19 protein-coding genes are annotated in these 18,120 nt (G+C 62.2%); 6 read left to right on the forward strand and 13 right to left on the reverse strand.

Going from position 1 to position 18,120, the window contains the following annotated elements:
* Positions 1 to 69 precede the first annotated feature (69 nt).
* Positions 70 to 735, forward strand: coding sequence for a transcriptional repressor LexA (gene lexA, locus ACMA5I_RS12365; protein WP_525886588.1), 666 nt, complete (start codon positions 70 to 72; stop codon positions 733 to 735).
* Here lexA and ACMA5I_RS12370 read toward each other — a convergent pair.
* Positions 732 to 2,738, reverse strand: coding sequence for a ComEC/Rec2 family competence protein (locus ACMA5I_RS12370; RefSeq protein ID WP_525886589.1), 2,007 nt, complete (start codon positions 2,736 to 2,738; stop codon positions 732 to 734). The genes lexA and ACMA5I_RS12370 overlap by 4 nt on opposite strands.
* 62 nt (positions 2,739 to 2,800) lie before the next feature.
* On the opposite strand from ACMA5I_RS12370, the gene gltX reads away from it, so the two are divergent.
* Genes gltX through ACMA5I_RS12385 form a run of 3 tightly spaced genes read left to right on the forward strand, consistent with a single transcriptional unit; the run spans position 2,801 to position 6,027 of the window.
* Positions 2,801 to 4,204 carry a glutamate--tRNA ligase gene (gltX, locus tag ACMA5I_RS12375; RefSeq protein ID WP_525886590.1) on the forward strand — a complete coding sequence of 468 codons (1,404 nt, stop codon included), beginning with the start codon at positions 2,801 to 2,803 and terminating at the stop codon, positions 4,202 to 4,204.
* 54 nt (positions 4,205 to 4,258) lie between these two features.
* Entirely contained in the window at positions 4,259 to 5,548 is a 1,290-nt protein-coding gene (locus ACMA5I_RS12380; protein ID WP_525886591.1) for a citrate synthase, read from the forward strand.
* Positions 5,545 to 6,027, forward strand: coding sequence for a YbaK/EbsC family protein (locus tag ACMA5I_RS12385; RefSeq protein ID WP_525886592.1), 483 nt, complete (start codon positions 5,545 to 5,547; stop codon positions 6,025 to 6,027). The genes ACMA5I_RS12380 and ACMA5I_RS12385 overlap by 4 nt, the downstream gene beginning before the upstream one ends.
* Here the strand turns inward: ACMA5I_RS12385 and lpxB are convergent.
* From lpxB to pyrH, 12 genes are all read right to left on the reverse strand, one after another.
* Entirely contained in the window at positions 6,005 to 7,105 is a 1,101-nt protein-coding gene (gene lpxB / locus ACMA5I_RS12390; RefSeq protein WP_525886593.1) for a lipid-A-disaccharide synthase, read from the reverse strand. The two genes, ACMA5I_RS12385 and lpxB, sit on opposite strands and share 23 nt — an antisense overlap.
* Positions 7,102 to 7,929, reverse strand: coding sequence for a UDP-2,3-diacylglucosamine diphosphatase LpxI domain-containing protein (lpxI, locus tag ACMA5I_RS12395; RefSeq protein WP_525886594.1), 828 nt, complete (start codon positions 7,927 to 7,929; stop codon positions 7,102 to 7,104). The genes lpxB and lpxI overlap by 4 nt, the downstream gene beginning before the upstream one ends.
* Positions 7,926 to 8,711: an acyl-ACP--UDP-N-acetylglucosamine O-acyltransferase gene (gene lpxA / locus ACMA5I_RS12400; RefSeq protein WP_525886595.1), complete on the reverse strand. Its 786-nt coding sequence runs from the start codon at positions 8,709 to 8,711 to the stop codon at positions 7,926 to 7,928. The genes lpxI and lpxA overlap by 4 nt, the downstream gene beginning before the upstream one ends.
* 2 nt (positions 8,712 to 8,713) lie before the next feature.
* Positions 8,714 to 9,169: a 3-hydroxyacyl-ACP dehydratase FabZ gene (gene fabZ, locus ACMA5I_RS12405; RefSeq protein WP_525886596.1), complete on the reverse strand. Its 456-nt coding sequence runs from the start codon at positions 9,167 to 9,169 to the stop codon at positions 8,714 to 8,716.
* On the reverse strand, positions 9,162 to 9,671 hold the full coding sequence (locus tag ACMA5I_RS12410) for an OmpH/Skp family outer membrane protein (protein ID WP_525886597.1): 510 nt from the start codon (positions 9,669 to 9,671) through the stop codon (positions 9,162 to 9,164). Before ACMA5I_RS12410 ends, fabZ begins: the two co-directional genes overlap by 8 nt.
* A 46-nt stretch (positions 9,672 to 9,717) precedes the next feature.
* Positions 9,718 to 11,967, reverse strand: coding sequence for an outer membrane protein assembly factor BamA (bamA, locus tag ACMA5I_RS12415; protein WP_525886598.1), 2,250 nt, complete (start codon positions 11,965 to 11,967; stop codon positions 9,718 to 9,720).
* Positions 11,968 to 12,000: 33 nt separating this feature from the next.
* Complete coding sequence (rseP, locus tag ACMA5I_RS12420) at positions 12,001 to 13,326, reverse strand: RIP metalloprotease RseP (protein WP_525886599.1); 1,326 nt, start codon at positions 13,324 to 13,326, stop codon at positions 12,001 to 12,003.
* Between the two features lies 1 nt (position 13,327).
* Positions 13,328 to 14,464: a 1-deoxy-D-xylulose-5-phosphate reductoisomerase gene (gene dxr / locus ACMA5I_RS12425; RefSeq protein ID WP_525886600.1), complete on the reverse strand. Its 1,137-nt coding sequence runs from the start codon at positions 14,462 to 14,464 to the stop codon at positions 13,328 to 13,330.
* Positions 14,465 to 15,241, reverse strand: a complete 777-nt coding sequence (locus ACMA5I_RS12430; RefSeq protein WP_525886601.1) for a phosphatidate cytidylyltransferase — start codon at positions 15,239 to 15,241, stop codon at positions 14,465 to 14,467.
* Positions 15,238 to 15,948 (reverse strand): polyprenyl diphosphate synthase, encoded by a 711-nt coding sequence (gene uppS, locus ACMA5I_RS12435; RefSeq protein ID WP_525886602.1) that lies wholly within the window; start codon positions 15,946 to 15,948, stop codon positions 15,238 to 15,240. The genes ACMA5I_RS12430 and uppS overlap by 4 nt, the downstream gene beginning before the upstream one ends.
* Entirely contained in the window at positions 15,948 to 16,505 is a 558-nt protein-coding gene (gene frr, locus ACMA5I_RS12440) for a ribosome recycling factor (RefSeq protein ID WP_525886603.1), read from the reverse strand. The genes uppS and frr overlap by 1 nt, the downstream gene beginning before the upstream one ends.
* Positions 16,506 to 16,577: 72 nt before the next feature.
* Positions 16,578 to 17,303 carry a UMP kinase gene (pyrH, locus tag ACMA5I_RS12445; protein ID WP_525886604.1) on the reverse strand — a complete coding sequence of 242 codons (726 nt, stop codon included), beginning with the start codon at positions 17,301 to 17,303 and terminating at the stop codon, positions 16,578 to 16,580.
* A 35-nt stretch (positions 17,304 to 17,338) separates the two neighbouring features.
* Between pyrH and ACMA5I_RS12450 the strand changes: the two genes are divergently transcribed.
* Entirely contained in the window at positions 17,339 to 17,494 is a 156-nt protein-coding gene (locus tag ACMA5I_RS12450; protein WP_525886605.1) for a hypothetical protein, read from the forward strand.
* Between the two features lie 25 nt (positions 17,495 to 17,519).
* The gene (locus ACMA5I_RS12455) at positions 17,520 to 18,077 is read left to right on the forward strand and encodes a hypothetical protein (protein ID WP_525886606.1); all 558 of its coding nucleotides are present in this window, start codon (positions 17,520 to 17,522) and stop codon (positions 18,075 to 18,077) included.
* The last annotated feature ends 43 nt before the right edge of the window (positions 18,078 to 18,120 follow it).

The raw sequence follows: 18,120 nt of genomic DNA on the forward strand, positions 1-18,120 counted from the left end.
CAAACCCGTTGACACAAAACGAGAACATGGGTAGAACTTCCCCAACAGGAACATTGGGGAGACGCGCCCATGCTGACCAAGAAGCAGCTTGAACTTCTGACCTTCATTCACCAGAGAATGCAGCAGGAAGGCGTCCCGCCCTCCTTTGACGAAATGAAGGATGCGCTTGATCTCAAGAGCAAATCCGGGATTCACAGGTTGATGACAGCGCTGGAGGAACGCGGCTTTGTGCGGCGTCTGGCGCATCGGGCGCGGGCCATTGAAATTCTCAAGCTGCCGGAGGGCATGAACACGGATATTCCGGCGGAGACAGCGAACACGCCCGCGCCGCCGGTTGCGCTCCCGGACAATATTCTCGAACTGCCCGTTATGGGCCGGATCGCGGCGGGCACGCCCATTGCCGCCATTCAAGAAATCTCGCATCACGTGACGGTCCCGGCGGATATGCTATCGCGCAATGCGCAGCATTATGCGCTGGAGGTGCGCGGCGACTCGATGATCGACGAGGGCATCCACGACAATGACATCGTCATCATCCGCGAGCAGAGTTTTGCGGATAATGGCGATATCGTGGTGGCGCTTGTCGAGGATGAAGAGGCGACGCTGAAACGCTTCCTCAGACGCAATGGCCAGATCGCGCTGGAAGCCGCAAACCCCGAATATGAAACGCGAATTTTCCGCGACGATCAGGTGAAGGTGCAGGGTAAACTGGTCGGGCTGTTCCGCATTTACTAACGGCTCCAGAGTCTGCTGCGGCGACCGGCTGTGCGCATCGCGCCGCCGGGATGGTGGAAGGCGATGGCACCTGCGGCTGCGAGGTCCGTTTTGTCGAGAATGCGGCACGGCGCGGGCGGTGCGTCTTCGTCTTTGCGGCGGATGAGAAGCCATGATGTACCGCAATCGGCGCCCTGCCCTTCGCTGTTCACCCCTATCGTTTCAAGAGGATAGCGAGACGCGCGCCCCGCGGCCTCTTCTTGCGTGGCCGGGTCTCCATCTTCTTCCAGCCAAAGCTGCGCGGCGAAATTTTGCGACGTCGCGCTGGAGAGCGCGCGGCCTTCTGGGGTCGTCCAACCAATGAGTTTGCCGCCGGGCGCGATGAGAAGCGCATCGCGCGGGAGCGCACCCCAGAGGACGAGCGCGGAGGCGATCATGACGGCACCCACGAGTTTGCCACGCCCGCGCCAAAGCACGGTGATTAGGCCGCCGAGTGTGATGAGACCGAGGACGTAGCCGGGGGCGCCTTTTACCATCATGGCGCTGATATCGAGCCCGCCGAGACCTTCCGCGACCCCAAGGACTGCGGCAATGCCGGCTTTCATAAGAAGCGCGGGCAAGGCACTGATTCCAAAGGGCATAAGGGCCAGCATCAGAAGACCGGCGGGCATGATGAGCGAGCCCATGAGCGGGACGGCGAACAGGTTCGCGATCAGGCCGATGCGCGAGACCATGTGGAAATGCCATGCGCCGAAGGGCGCCGTCGCCATGCCCGCGACGAAGGAGGCGAGCGCGAGGGAGAGCGTGGCGGCAACCATGCGGCCTGCGAACCCGCGCTGGCGGGTGATGCGAACCGTGCCGAAGACCCAGACAAGCGCCGTGGTGGCCGCGAAACTCATTTGAAATCCGGCATTTGTGAGCGCTGACGGAGTGATCAGCAGGATCAGCGTTGCCGCCAGCGCCACGGAGCGGAGCGAGATGGCTTGCCGGTCCATCAGGATCGCGAGATACAGGCACGTGACGGTGACGAAGGCGCGGACCGTGGGGATGCTCGCGCCGGAAATCACAAGATACAGCGCACCCGAAACGATCCCGCCAATCGCCGCGATTTTCTTGACAGGCCAGTGAATCCCGGCGCGCGGCCAGAGGGCGAGGAGGCGCAACAAGGTAAACACGGTGCCCGTGAGCAGCCCCATATGCAGGCCAGAAATCGCAAGCAAATGCGCGAGGTTACTGCGGCGGAGCGCGTCGAGCGCGCCTGCGTCGAGCGCCGTTCGGTCGCCCACCAAAATCGCGGCGGCGAAGGCCCCTTCCCGCCCGCCGACCTCGGCGCGGATCAGGGTCGCGAGATGTGCGCGCATCCGGGCGATTTTTTGCGCAAAAGCGGGCTCAGGATCGGTTTGGGTCAGCAGAACCGGGCCCTTCGCCGAGCCGACCCCGCCGATTTGCTTGAACCAAGCATAGCGGCGGAAATCGAAGCCTTCGGGCTGCGTGGGTTCGGGCGGCGGGCCGAGCGAGGCGATCAGCATCACGCGGCTTCCGATGGGCGGCGCGGGCTCTGGCACAGAGATGCGGATCTGATGGGGCGGGCTGCGCGAGGCCAGCCGCACATCGCCGAGCCACATGCGCAGACGTCCATCGCCGGCGCGGTCATAGCCGCGGACCTCGCCGGTCACCGGCCCCGTGTAAAACCAACTCAGCTTGGGCGCGGCGACGCGGTGCGCTTCCCAGGAGGCGAGCGTCAGGCCGAGCAGAAACACCATGGGCAGGCGCATAAACCGGAGCCGGAGCGAGACCAGCGCCGCGATCCCGGTCAACACCGCGAGCAGGCGCAAATCCGGCTCGTGATGGAGCGCGAAATAGAGCGCGACGCCGCCGCCGAGAAAAACCGGCACCCAAAGCATCCGCCGCGACGCTTGCTGCGCCAGCACCGCCGCGAGCCGCGCGCGCCAGAGCAAAACACGCGGCGCGAGAGAAAACCCGCCACCGCCCGTCAATTCCATGACCCGCGTCTCTTGTGTCAAACCGCGCCTTTCGCCTAAGTTGCGGTCAAGGTAAATCGAGCTTCATTTCCGAAAGGTTAACCATGTCCCAAGCTGTCGTGACTCGTTTCGCGCCTTCGCCCACCGGGTTTTTGCATATTGGCGGCGCGCGGACGGCGCTGTTTAACTGGCTTTTCGCGCGCCATCATGGCGGCACCTTCCTTCTGCGCATCGAGGACACGGACAAGAAACGCTCCACGCCCGAGGCGACGGCGGCCATTCATGACGGTCTGGCCTGGCTTGGGCTGGAGGGCGACCAACCAGCAGTGAGTCAGGCGGCGCAGGCGGAGCGTCACGCTGAGGTGGCCCATGAAATGCTTACGCGAGGTGCGGCCTATAAGTGTTTCTCGACAAAGGAGGAAATTGACGCCTTCCGCGAGAAAGCCGCTGCCGAGAAGCGCGACACCGTGTTTCGCTCGCCCTGGCGCGATGCGGACCCGTCCACCTATCCCGACGCGCCTTATGTGATCCGCCTCAAAGCGCCGCGCGAGGGCGAGACTGTGATCGACGATCAGGTGCAGGGCAAAGTTACGTTCAAAAACAAGACCTTCGACGACCTTATTCTCCTGCGCTCCGACGGCACGCCGACCTATATGCTGGCCGTTGTTGTCGACGATCACGACATGGGCGTGACCCATGTGATCCGCGGCGATGACCACCTCACCAATGCGGGGCGGCAGGCGCAGATTTACCATGCGATGGACTGGGATCTCCCTGTTTTTGCCCATATTCCGCTGATCCATGGGCCGGATGGCGCGAAACTGTCGAAACGTCATGGCGCGCTCGGCGTCGAGGCCTACCGCGAAATGGGCTATCCGGCCGAGGCGATCCGCAACTATCTCGCGCGGCTCGGCTGGTCCCATGGCGATGATGAGGTGTTTACCACCGCGCAGGCCGTGGAGTGGTTCGATCTGGACGGTGTCGGCAAGGCTCCGGCCCGGTTCGACTTCAAGAAACTCACCCATCTGTCGGGCCAACATATCAAAATGATGGATACGCCCGAGCTGATGGCCGCCCTCGATCAATGGTGCGCCGCAACAGACACAGCGATGGATGCGGAGAAGCGGAACAAAATTGAAACAGCGTTGCCGCTCATTAAGGAGCGTGCGAAGATCCTGCCAGATCTCATTGAAATGTCAGCGTTCTATACCGAAGAGCGCCCCTTCACACCGGACGAGAAAGCCGCCAAACAGCTTGATGAGACGGCACGTGACCGTCTCGCGAGATTGACTGAGCAGTTGCAACATGCTAGCTGGTCACGGGAAGAACTGGAGGCCGCGGTTGCAGAGTTTGCCGAAGACGAAGGGGCAAAACTTGGGCAGATCGCGGGGCCCCTTAGGGCCGCCCTTACGGGCTGTTCTGTCAGCCCAAGCGTGTTCGACATCATGGTGCTGATCGGCCAAGCCGAAAGCCTTGCGCGGCTCTCAGACGCTGCGCGACAAGGATAACCGAGGTCTGCACGACCATATGACAATGGGCTCCGGCCCCGACAGGAGGACAATATGACCGACAAGACTGCAAAACTGAGTTTCCACGATCAGGAACTCGAGCTGCCGATCCTCTCCCCCACAGCCGGGCCGGATGTGATTGATATCCGTAAGCTTTATGGTCAGGGCGATGTGTTCACCTTCGATCCGGGTTTCACCTCGACGGCGGCTTGTGAAAGCGAGATCACCTATATCGACGGCGACAAGGGCGAGCTGCTCTATCGTGGCTACCCGATCGACCAGCTGGCCGAGCATTCCAACCATCTCGAATCCGCTTATCTGCTGCTCTACGGCGAGCTGCCGACGACCGAGCAATATGAGGATTTTCAGGACCGTGTAACCCGTCACACCATGGTTCATGAGCAGATGAACTATTTCTACCGCGGGTTCCGCCGCGATGCGCACCCTATGGCGATCATCTGTGGTGTGATGGGCGCGATGTCGAGCTTTTACCACGATTCGACGGATATTACGGACCCGTGGCAGCGCGAGGTCGCCTCGATCCGCATGATCGCGAAACTGCCGACCATCACCGCGATGGCCTATAAGTATTCGGTGGGTCAGCCTTTCGTTTATCCTGACAATTCGCTGTCTTATGCCGGAAACTTTCTGCAAATGTGCTTCGCGGTTCCGGCGGAGAAATACGAAGTCGATCCGATCCTTTCCAAAGCGATGGACCGCATCTTCCTGCTCCACGCCGATCACGAGCAGAACGCCTCGACCTCGACCGTGCGTCTCGCCGGCTCCTCGGGCGCGAACCCGTTTGCCTGTATCGCCGCCGGGATCGCCTGTCTCTGGGGCCCGGCCCATGGCGGCGCGAACGAGGCCTGTCTGCGGATGCTCCGCGAGATTGGCACTGTCGATCAGATCCCCGAATACATCAAACGCGCCAAGGACAAGGACGATCCGTTCCGCCTGATGGGCTTCGGCCACCGCGTTTACAAGAATTTCGACCCGCGTGCGAAGGTCATGAAGGAAAGCGCCGACGAGGTGCTGGATCTCCTTGGCATCGAGAACAACGAGACCCTCAAGGTCGCGAAAGAACTCGAAAAAATCGCGCTGGAAGATGAGTATTTCGTCGAGAAGAAGCTCTATCCGAACGTCGATTTCTACTCGGGCATCATCCTCGACGCCATGGGCTTCCCGACCTCGATGTTCACGCCGATCTTCGCGCTCTCGCGCACCGTCGGCTGGATCGCCCAGTGGAAAGAGATGATATCCGACAAGCACAACAAGATCGGCCGCCCGCGCCAGCTCTACACCGGGCCGACCGCGCGCGACTACATCAACATCGACAAGCGGTGAGCAAGTCGCTGAAACGGGTTCGGGCGGCGGCGGAAACGCTGGCGCTCGACATCGAGATCGAGGAAACCTCGGGCTCGACACGCACCGCCGCAGAGGCCGCCGCCGAACATGGCTGCGATGTGGCGCAGATCGCGAAATCCATTCTTTTTCATGCCCCTGAGAGCGACCGGATCGTTCTGTTCTTGACGTCCGGCGCCTATCGCGTGGATCTCACGCAGGCCGAAGCGCTGATCGGTGAGCCGCTCGCCAAAGCCGATGCCGCGCTCATCCGCGAGCGCACGGGCTTTGCCATCGGCGGCGTCTCTCCCATCGGGTCAAGCGGCCCCGTGGTGGAGTTTTTCGACCGCCGTTTGCTCGATTTCCCGGTGATCTATCCCGCCGCAGGGACGCCCCGCCATACCTTCGCCATCGCGCCGCAGCGCCTGGCCGAAGTAATGGACGCGCAAATCGCAGATTTCAGCGTCGATTCAGATAGTTGAGAACAGACTCTGCCGCACGTTGACCCGGCGGCGGGCCGTCTTCGCCCAAGAGCCGCATGGACTCCGCCATTACCTCATGCTGCGCCGCTGCGTCGCCTTTGAGAAGGTTTGAAACGGCTGGAAGAATTTTCTCCACCGTGCAGTTTTCAAACAGATATTCCGGGATCTCCCGCCGCTCTGTCAGCAGGTTGATGAGCGTCGCCGTGTCGATCTTGACCATCCGCCGCAGCAGAAGTTGCGTGAGCCAATTCGCATCATAGGCGATCACCATCGGCGTGCGGTAGCGTGCAAGTTCGAGCGACACCGTGCCCGAAGCCGCCAGCGCCACATCCGCCGCCGCGAAAAGCGCATATTTTTCAGCATTGTCGCGCGGTGTGATGATCTCCATCTCTGGCATCAATTCCCAAAGCGCGGCCTCTCGACCGGGGGCTGCCAGAGTCAAAACGCGCGCGCCCAGAAGCCGTTTCGACACCTCATTGAACACCGGCGCGAGCCGCTTGATCTCCGAATTGCGCGAGCCCGGCAGCACCAACACCCGCGGTCGGTCTCCCTTCAGCGCGGCAACCTCCGCCGGGTCCGCATCCGGCAGACTGACAACCGGGTGGCCGACGAAATCGCAACTTAGACCCTCGGCCTCGAAATAGGGCGGCTCGAAGGGAAGAACGGCCAGCAAATGATTGAAAATCTCGGCGAATTTCTTGGCACGGCCCGCGCGCCAGGCCCAGACCGTCGGCGCGACATAATGGACGCGCGGGATCTCAGGCCGCAGTTTGGCGACCCGCTTGGCGACCCGCGTCGCGAAATCGGGACTGTCGATGGTGATGAGCGCGTCGGGCCTCAGATCCGCGACCGCCTCCGCTGTCTCGCGCACCCGGCGCAAAAGCTGCGGCGCGCGCGGCAGAATTTCGGCGATGCCCATGACCGACAGCTCATCTATCGGAAAGAGACTCTCCAGACCCGCCGCCTCCATCTGGCTCCCGCCAATCCCATGAAACGCAGTATTTTCAGGGAAATAAGGCATCATCGCCGCCGCGAGTGCGTCGCCGGACGCTTCCCCCGCGGCGAGAAAAAACCTCATGACCGCGCCCAGAGAAACAAGCCGTGCGCATCCGCCTCGCGGATCACCGCGTCACGGTCGAGCACGATCACGCCGCCCGCCGCGATCACCACCCCCGCAAGCCCGGCCTCGGCAGCCTTCCGGACCGTCTCGACACCAATCGCCGGGAGATCCGCGCGCCAGTCCTGACCTGGCTTCGGCGCCTTATAAAGCAAGCCCTTAGCGCCATCTGCATCGGTCAGAAACGCGCCTTTCTGCGCCGTGACGGCCTCCAGCATCGCGTCGGTGCCGCTGATGCTCTCGACGCCAAGCGCCAGCCCTTGCCCGACCACCGCGCCCTGCCCGACATCAAGCTGACCAAGCGCCGCAACGATCTCAGCCGCGCGCGCCGCATCGGATTTATCCGCATCACTCGGCTTGAGCGTCGTCGGGCAACCCTCTGGCATCACAAGATTTTCGAGGATGTCATGCGCGCCCACGACGGTGAAACCTTCACCCTCCATTGTCTTGGTAATCGCGCGCAGCGTCTCGTCATCGCCCTTCTTGAGCGCAGGCAGCAACGTTCCGGCGAGTTTGAGAAATTTCCAGTCGAATTTCAGCGGGTTAAGCTTCGGCCGCACCATCGCGCCCGCATAGCACACTTCGTCGCAATTTGCCTCACGCATGGCTTTGAACATCGCGCCGGGCTTCTCATATTGTGCGACCAGATGCGGATGCTCGCTTGACCATTTGGGCATAAGCCCCTGAAAGCCAACAACCAAATAGGGCGAATCCATCGCGGCGCGATGCTCGGCGAGAAGGCGGGGAAGGTCGCCCTCCCCGGCAATGATCGCGAGACCGCTCATCGGGTTTGCGGCGTCGTCAGGTGACGATCCGTCTCTGCGAGAATGAAATCAATGACTTGGAGCGACTGCTGCGTGTTGGCGAACTCGCCGCGCAGCGCTTCGGCGCGGCTCTTAACCGTGCCGTCGCCACTGAAGAGCTTCTCCATAAGGTGCCGTAATTGGTGCATTTCCTCGCGCGGCGCACCGCGGCGTTTCAGCCCGACGAGATTGAGGCCCGCCAGATGCGCGCGTTCTCCAACCACGGAGCCGTAAGGGATCACATCCGCCGCCACCGCCGCAAGGCCGCCGATCATCGCGCCTTGCCCGATCCGGCAGAACTGATGCACACCGGCCAAAGCGCCGATAACCACTTGATCTTCAATGATAGAATGACCACCGAGCGAGGCGTAATTCGCCAGCACGCAGCCATTGCCGATCATGCAGTCGTGGCCGACATGGACGCCCATCATGAACAAATTGCCGTCGCCCACGCGGGTCAGCCCGCCGCCCCCCTCGGTGCCGGGGTTCATGGTCACATATTCGCGGATCGTGTTGCGCGCGCCGACCTCCAGCCGCGTATCCTCGCCCGCAAATTTCAGATCCTGCGGTTCATGGCCGATGGAGGCAAAGGGGAAAATCCTTGTTTTCTCGCCAATTACCGTCCGTCCTTCGACCACCACATGAGAGTGCAGCTTGACGCCATCCGCGAGCCGCACCTGAGGGCCGACCACGCAAAACGGACCGATCTCGACGCCGTCGCCAATCTCGGCCCCCTCATGGATGACCGCGCTTTCATGGATCATGCTTACTCCTCCGGCGATGCGATCATCGCGGTGAATTCGGTCTCGGCGCAGAGGGTTTCGCCGACCATGGCGCGGCCTTCGAATTTCCAGACCTTGCCGCGGCCGCGCAGAACTTTCACATGCAATTCAAGCACATCGCCCGGCCCGACCGGCGCGCGGAATTTGGTTTTGTCGATCCCCATGAAATAAACGAGGCTGTCGCTGTCATGGAGACCCATGGTTTTCGCGACCAATATCGCCGCGGTCTGCGCCATCGCCTCAACCATATAAACGCCGGGAAACACCGGTTTCGCCGGAAAATGGCCGGTGAATTGCGGCTCGTTCATGGTGACATTCTTGATGCCGACCGCGCTTTCGCCCGATTTCACATCCAGCACTTTATCGACCAGAAGGAAGGGGTAACGATGCGGGATAAGCCGCTGGATTTCAACGATATCTACAAGTGCAGCGTCAGTCATTCTCGGTTTCCTCCTCAGGCGTCGTTGATGTGTTCTGGTCGAGCATCCGGATCGCTTCGGCCGTAATATTGGTGCCCGGCGCAGCGAACAGCACGGTTTCACTGTCCAGAAGCATCGTTGCCCCGTAACTGTTCATCAATTCAAGCATCAAGGGCACGATATCACGGAAAAATTCTTGCCGCTTTTCTTCGGTATGGGCGGCGAGACGGGTCAGCTTGTCCTGTTGTTGGGCGCGCAGGCGCACCACTTTGGCGTCAAACGCGTCTGCAAGCGGCAGAAAGGCTTCGGGCGTCATGGCCTCGCGGCGGGCCGCGAGCGCCTGCTCCTCCGCTTCAAGCTCGCTCTCGATCTGTCTGTTTTCGCTGGCAAGTTCCTGCTGCTCGGCCTCGATCTGACGGAGCAGCGCCTGACCGCGCGCGGAGCGGGTCAGAAGCTGGTCCTGATCGACCACGAGGATCGGCTGCTGCGCAATGCGGGGGCCCGTCTGGGCCCCCTGTGCCATGGCGCTTGTCGCAATCAGACCGCTGCCAAGCAGCGCGAGGGCCAGACTAGAAGCGCGTATCCATCGTGAAACGGAAGGGTTCTTCTTCGTCATAGTCTTCTTTCTTGACTGCTTTGGCGAAATTGAAGCGGAGCGGGCCAAGCGCGGTGTCCCAGAAGATCGACGCGCCGACCGAGGCCCGCAGATTGGCGTCCTCATCGACGAAACCGCCATTGTCATCGAGACCCCAGAGCGTTCCGACATCCGCGAACACCCCGCCGAAAATGCCGTATTCTTCCGGCAGACCGATCGGGAAACTCGCCTCGGTGCGCATGATGGCGTAGTAATGCCCACCGAGCGCATCCTCGTTTTCCGCTTCCGTATCGCGCGGGCCGAGACCGCGGGATTCGAAGCCGCGGAAGCTGTTGCCGCCAAGGTAGAAACGGTCCGTGATGCGGCTCTCATAATCGCCGAAGGTGGCAAGTGCGCCGCCCTCCACTTCCGCCGACAGGATCACGCGCTCGCGGAAGAGCGAGCTGTAAACCCGCGCATTGGCCGTGGTTTTCGAATATTGCGAGTCCCCGCCAAGGCCGGCGAGTTCTTCATCGAAGCGCAGGATGAAACCGCTGGTCGGCGCCACAAGCGAGTTCCGGCGGTCATAGGTGTAGGTCAGCCCGACCGCGCTGGTGATGTTCTCGCCCTCATCCTTGGTGATGAGTTCGGAAATACCCTCCTCGAAATTCTGGATCTTGTCCTGTTCGATGACGTAGCGCAGGCGCAGACGGCCATTCTCGCTCACAGGGAAGGAGGTGTAGGGCGTGAAGCTGATCCGGCGCGAGTCATAGCTGGTCGAGTCAGATTCGTAGTTGCGGTAGAGAATGTCGAAGCCGACCGAAAGGTCGCGGTCCAGAAGGAACGGCTCTTCGAAGGACAGGCGGTAGTTTTCGTTGTCATCGCCGCTTGAAAGGGCCAGACGCACCCGCTGCCCGCGCCCGAGGAAGTTGTTCTCACGCACTTCCACATTGCCGGTGATGCCCTCGCTCGACGCATAGCCCACGCCAAAATTGAGGCTCCCGGTCGGGGCTTCCTCGACATTCACGTCGATGATCGCCTGATTGGGGGACGAGCCCTCCCGCACGCGCACCTCGACATTGCTGAAATAACCAAGCGCGCGGATGCGCTCTTCGGCCCGGCGGATGGCCACGCGGTCCAGCGGATCGCCTTCCACCACGCGGAATTCGCGGCGGATCACCCGGTCGAGAGTCTGAGTATTGCCTTCAATATCAATCCGCTCGACGAAAACCTTCGGGCCCTGGCTGAGGTTGAAGGTGATATCGACCGTCTGGTTCGCATTGTTCTGCTGCACCTGCGGGTCGATGCTCACGAAGGGGATGCCCTGACGCGAAAGCTGCGTCTCGATCCGCTCGATAAAGGTCTCGACACGGGTGCGGCTGTAAAGCTCGCCGCTGCGCACATCGAGCTCGCGCTGGAGGCTGGAGAGGTCAATGCGCGGATCGGCCGATTGCACGGCGACCTGACCGAAGCGGAATTGCTGCCCTTCCTCGACATTGAAGGTCACATAGAAATCATCCCGCGCACTCGACAGCTCGGCGCTCGACGAGAGGACGCGGACATTCGGAAAGCCGCGATCCTGATAGAAGGCTTCGAGTTTCTGACGGTCATTGGCGACCCGGCCCTCATCATAGGTGTCATTCGAGAAGAGGAAGGACACCAGATTCCGCTCCCGCGTATCAATCGCACGGCGCAATTGGCTGTCGCTAAACGCGCGGTTGCCGACGAAACCGACGCGGCCAATCTCGGTCACATCGCCTTCGGTGATCTCGAAGGCCACATCGACGCGGTTATCGGCGCGCTCGATGATGACGGGGCGCACGGTCGTGTCATAGCGCCCTTGCGAGCGGTAGAGATCCGCGATCCGCGCGGCATCCTGCTCGGCGGCGGCGGCGGTGTAGACCCGGCGCGGCGTCAATTCGACAATCTCGCCGATCTGCTCATCGCTTATCCGGCGGTTGCCCTCGAAATTGATGCGGTTCACGGTCGGGTTTTCCTCGACCAGAATGATCACCGAGCCGCCGATATTCTGGATCTCGACCCGCGAGAAGAGCCCCGTCGCATAAAGGTTCTCGGTCGCCCGGCTCAGATCGCCAGTGGAGGTGCCCTGGAGATCGGCATATTCGGCGATGGTTTGCGCCGCGATCCGTTGGTTGCCATCAATGGTGATGCTCTGCGCAAAAACGGCGCTGCCCAAAGAAAGGGCCAGCGCCGGTCCCGCCAGAAGTTTAAATTTTGTGCTCATGCTCATCTGCCCGTCCTCATTTTGCGCGGAAGCTCATGAGCTGAACTGCCGCATGATGTCATTATAGGTCGCAAATAGCATTAACAGCAGAAGCAGGCTCATGCCAACCGTCATCATGAAATTGACGGCTTTTGCTGGCAAAGGCTTACCGCGAAGCCACTCTGCGAGGTACAGCATGAGATGACCGCCATCGAGAACGGGGATCGGGAAGAGGTTCATCAGGCCAATCGCGGTGGAAATGACCCCAATAAGCGAGACGAGTTGCAGCCAACCGCCTTCCGCCGCCTGCCGCGAGAAATCGGCGATGCCGAGCGGGCCTTGCAGATTGTCCGCCGAAACCTGTCCGCCGAGGATTCCGATCAGCCCGGCAATGGAGGAGGAAATCACGAACCAGACCCGCTCCACGCCGCGCCCCATGGCGGTGAAGAGGCCCGGCGTCTCCGTCACGGGCGACATCACCGGCGCGCCGAAAACGCCGATCATCACCCGCTTTTCGAACCCGTCGGCGGTCTGGCTGTCCATCTCTTCGGGCACCAGCGTGAGGGTGATCTCCTCGGCGCCGCGCAGCACGGTCAGATCCAGCTCCTGGCCGACAGACGGTTCAACCGTTTCGCGCAAGGCGTTGAAGCCCCAGATGGTTTCGCCATTGATCGCCCGGATCACATCACCTTCTTCCAGCCCCGCATTGGCGGCGGGCGAATAGGGTTGCACGCCGCCCACGAGCGGCGGGAAGGGCATCGGGCCCGGCACGGTCAGCGTGTCGCCATCCCGGCGGATCAGATAATCGACACTGGCGGCGTCCGGCAATTCGACCGCGAAGACCTCGCCAAGGCTCGCGACCTCCTGCCCGCCGACCGCCAAAATCTCGTCGCCGACCTGAAGCCCGCTTTCCACGCCCGGAATTTCGACCAGCGCGCCGATCTCGGTGCCTTCTTTCGCCTGCCCCACCCAGAAGGCGAGCGCAGTAAAGATCACCGCCGACAGGATGAAATTCGCGACCGGCCCGGCCACCACGGTCAGCGCGCGGGCAAGCAGCGAGGCATGAGGGAAACTCCGCGCCTGATCCTCGGCGCGCACCGCCGCCGTGGTCGCCGCATCGGCGCGGCTCGTCGCATCGGCATCGCCCAGAAATTTCACATAGCCGCCAAGGGGAAGCGCCGCGATCTGCCAGCGCGTCCCGCGGCTGTCCACCCGGCTCCACAGCACTTTGCCAAAGCCGATGGAGAACACCTCCGCATGGATCCCGCACCAGCGCCCCACGATATAATGCCCGTATTCATGGATCGCGACCACGATGGAGAGCACGAAAACAAAGGGCAACAGCGTGCCGATGAGGGGGATGGAGGTCAGAAATTCCATGTCAGACTTTCACTTTGCGGGCGCGCGCGCGGGCACCCACGTCAATCGCTTCAACATCGGCGAGACTGGCGGGCTGCGCCTCGGTCTCCTCCATCACATGGGCCACGAGGGGCGCCATGTCCAGAAAGCCGATCTCTCCGGCGATGAATTTATCGAGCGCGATCTCCTTGGCGGCGTTGAGCGCGATCTGCGCGCCCTGCCCTTGCGCCATGGCTCTGTAAGCGAGGTTCAGCGCCGGGAAACGCGCATGGTCCGGCGCTTCGAAATCCAGCCGGCCGAGCGCGCCGAAATCGAGCCGCTCCAGCGGCAGATCGCGCCGCTCCGGATAGTTCAGCGCATAGCCAATCGGGCCGCGCATATCCTGCGCGCCGAGATGCGCGAGCCAGCCGCCATCGACGAATTCCACCATCGAATGAATGAGGCTCTGCGGATGGATCACCACCTCGATCTGCTCAGGCGCGAGGCCGAAAAGCTCTTTTGCCTCAATCACCTCCAGCGCCTTGTTGAACATGCTGGCGCTGTCGATGGAAATCCGCTGACCCATCTCCCAATTCGGGTGCGCCACCGCATCAGCAACGCTCGCTACCCGCATGTCCTCCAACGACTTTTTGCGGAACGGCCCGCCGGAGGCGGTGAGCGTCACGCGGGAGACTTCACGTAAAGGATGCCCGCCAAGGCATTGGAAAATCGCGCTATGTTCGCTGTCGGTCGGGATGAGCGTGGTGCCGTGGGTGGCGCAGATCTCGTGAAGCTGCGGCCCGGCGCAGACCATGCTTTCTTTGTTGGCGAGCGCCAGCACCCCGCCATGTTTCGCGCTCTCGGCGGTCGGCCCGAGACCCGCCGCGCCGACAATGGCGGACATGGTCCAGTCCACCTTGCGGCTTGCCGCTTCGAGCAGAGCGGTGCGGCCCGCGGCAACCTCGATACCCGTGCCCGCCAGCGCGTCGCGCAGATCGCCGAGCAAGCTCTCTTCCGAAGTCACGGCCAGTTTCGCGCCAAGCGCTTTTGCCTGTTCAGCCAGAAGGGGAATATTGCGCGCGCCCGTCAGCACCTCGACGGCAACGTCCTCTCCCGAAATCAAATCAACGGTTTGGCACCCTATCGACCCGGTGCTGCCGAAAATCGAGAGGGTCCGCATTCAGGCAAAAAGTCCGGTGAGTGCGCCATAGCCTGAGACCGCGAGCGCCGCGCCGCCGAGCCCATCGATCCGGTCCATTAGCCCGCCATGACCGGGGAACATGGTGCCGCTGTCCTTGACCGCGAAGATGCGTTTGAGGGCGCTTTCCAGCAAATCGCCCGCCTGCGCGGCGGTGGCGGCGAGGATCGAGGCGAAGAGCATTCCGCCAAGCGGCCAGCCCATGATCAGCGCGTAAATCAGCGTAACGAGCAGCGCCAGCGCCTGCCCGCCGATCATCCCGGCCCAAGTTTTGTTGGGGCTGACGCGCGGCCAGAATTTCGGCCCGCCAAAGCGTTTGCCCGCGAAATAACCGCCCACATCGGTGGCGATCACGATCAGGATCACCCAAAGCATCGGCCAGAACCCCATGCCGAGGCGAATGGCGAGGAACCCGGCGCAGGCCGCGGCCACATAGAGCGAGCCGAAGGCGCGCAGGCCATCCGCCCGCGGGGTCACGATGTAAAGAACGCCCGAGACGGCGAGCGAGGCCAGCGCGAGCAGCCAGTTGCTGTCCCACACCGCCAGCACCGCTAGAACGCCGGTCAGCACCATCAGCAGGGTTTCGAGCGAGGCGCGTTTCACCCCGGCCATGCGGCCAAATTCGCGCATCACCAGCCCCATCAACGCGCCGACGAGGATCAGCGCCCACCAGCCGCCCATGGCGAGAAACACCAGCGGGATCGGGATCATCAGCAGGGCGGAGAAACTCCGCTGGCGCAGGTCGTCAAAGGCACTCATAGCACGGCTCCAAAGCGCCGCTCGCGGGTGCCGAACTGATTGAGCGTGTCGCGGAACGCGGCCACGGTGTAATCCGGCCAGGCGAGATCCACGAAAGCATATTCGGCGTAAGCGGCTTGCCACAAAAGGAAATTCGAGATGCGCTGCTCGCCAGAGGTGCGGATCACCAGATCCGGGTCCGGCAGCCCGCCCGTGTCGAGATGGGCGGCAACGGCATCCTCGGTAAACTCCGTCACGCCCGCTTCCGCCATCCGCGCCATGGCCCGCATGATCTCGTCCCGCCCGCCATAATTCAGCGCGACATTGAGGTGAAGCCGCGTGTTTCCCGCCGTCTTTTCCTCCAGCGCGCCCATCAGCGTCTGTAAATGCGCGGCCAGCGCGCTGCGATCCCCCAGAAACCGCACGCAAACGCCGCTCTGATGCAGCTTCTCCGCCTCTTTTTGCAAGAAGTGGTTAAAGAGCCGCATCAAACCGGCGACCTCTTCCTCCGTGCGCTTCCAGTTCTCCGTCGAGAAGGCGAAGAGTGTCAGATAATCCACCCCGAGCTCCGGGCAGGCGCGCACGATGTCGCGCACCCGGTCCACGCCCCGCCGATGACCGGCAAGCCGCGCGAGACCGCGTTTCGTGGCCCAACGACCATTGCCATCCATGATGATCGCAACATGTTTCGGGCCGCTCATGGGCAGGCTGGGGGCCGGTTGCGCCATCAGACCTGCATGATCTCCGCTTGCTTGTTTTCCAACGCCTTGTCGATTTCGGCAATCGTGCTGTTGGTCAGTTCCTGAATTTCGCCTTCCCAGAACTTCACATCATCCTCGGACATATCGTCCTTGGCCTTTTTCACCTGATCCATCCCGTCGCGGCGCACATTACGCACGGCCACGCGGCTTTGCTCGGCATATTGACCCGCGAGTTTGCCAAGTTCCTTGCGGCGCTCTTCGTTCAGCTCCGGGATCGGCAGACGCAGCGTCGTGCCATCCATCACCGGGTTAATGCCGAGCCCGGCATTGCGGATCGCCTTGTCGACGGTCCCGACCATGCCCTTATCCCAGACATTCACCGTCACCATGCGCGGCTCCGGCACGTTGATCGTCGCGACCTGATTGAGCGGCATCTGGCTGCCATAGGCATCCACCGTCACCGGGTCGAGCATCGAGGCCGAGGCGCGGCCCGTCCGCAGACTCGCAAAGTCGGATTTCAGCGAGCTCAGCGCCCCATCCATCCGTTTCTTGATTGCGTCGAGGTCAATTTCCACATCTGCCATGTTTTTCTCCTTATCGGCCATGCGGCGCGGCTGCCTTGGGCACCGCGCAGGTCATCGCCGGTGGTCTTGGTGTTAACTTTCGGGGCCGACTATGGTGTATTTGGCGTCGCCGCTCAAGACGCCCTTGAACCCGCCCGGCTCATCGAGCGAAAACACGATGATCGGCAGGTTGTTGTCCCGTGCGAGCGCAATGGCCGAACTGTCCATCACTTTAAGATGCTTGGCCAAAACCTCGTCATAGCTGACTTTCTCATAGCGCTTGGCATCGGGGTTGGTCTTGGGGTCGCTGTCATAAACCCCGTCCACCTGCGTGCCTTTGAGGATCGCTTCACACTGCATCTCATTGGCGCGCAGCGTCGCGGCCGTGTCGGTGGTGAAGTAAGGATTGCCCGTCCCGGCGGCGAAAATACAGACGCGGCCTTTCTCCAAGTGGCGCACCGCGCGGCGGCGGATGTAGGGCTCACAGACCTGATCCATCGGGATCGCTGAAATCACCCGCGTGTAAATCCCGCGCGCCTCCAGCGCCGATTGCATGGCGAGCGCGTTCATCACCGTCGCCAGCATCCCCATATAATCCGCCGTGGTCCGCTCCATGCCCTGCGCCGAGCCCTGCAGCCCCCGGAAAATATTACCGCCGCCGATCACCATGCAGATCTCGGTGCCCATTTCATGCACCTTCTGCACCTCATCGGCGATCCGTTCCACCGTGGGGGGATGCAGCCCGAACCCCTGATTGCCCATCAGCGCCTCGCCGGAAATTTTCAACATGACACGGTTATAAACGGGGGCGTCACTCATTCTTTGTCTCCGGCTCTCTCTGCTTTGCGCGGACCATGCCGAAAACGGCGGCAAAGTTCAACGGCTTTGCCGGTGTCTTTGATGCCGCCGCGCGCGGTTTTGCGCCATGCGGGCGTGGTTTTTCGACATTGTCTCAAATCTATTTGATCTCGCGTGAGGATGTTAACGGGTTGGCGGGGCCCCGCGCGTAAACTTGGCGCAGTTTTGGAGGGGATTATGCAGATCAACCCCGTCACGCCGCAGATGCTGAGCCTGCTTTTGGGCCATGGGAGTGACGCACAGATGGCGGCGCTGGCGCAAAAACTCGCGGCGTATGAGCGGCAAAACCCCGGTGCGGTCGCCCGCGCGATCTCGGCCCATGCGAGCGGGGTGAGCGTGGGCCGCAGCGCCGCGCAGATCCCGCCGCTGACGGAAGAGCAATGGGCGAAGGCCGCGCAGACGGCGATGGCGCTGGCCAAGGCGAAGGACGCGCCCGTAGCCGCGGAACCGCGCCCGCTCTCGCCCGAGATCACCGCGCGGCTTGGCGATCCCGGTCTGCCGCGCCCGCCTTTAGAAGCCGCCTATAACCCGATGATCTGGCGCGAAGACCCGCCGCCGGAACCGCCGCCCCCGACCCGGCGCTATCTCACCGACGGGTTTGAAGCGCTCCAGATCGGGACGCGGAGAACGGCAATGGCGCTTGGCGGGATGCTGAGTCTCAAAGGCGGGTTCGGGCGGCGCTCCAAAATCGCGCTGCTGCTGGTCCTGCTGATCCTCTGGCTGCTGCATTATTAAGCGCCCATGGGCAGGCCCCATAGACAGGCGGCACGCAATCGGG

Source organism: Jujubicoccus corallicola (assembly GCF_047345645.1).
In the GTDB taxonomy this organism is placed as follows: Bacteria; Pseudomonadota; Alphaproteobacteria; order Rhodobacterales; family Rhodobacteraceae; genus JBLEFH01.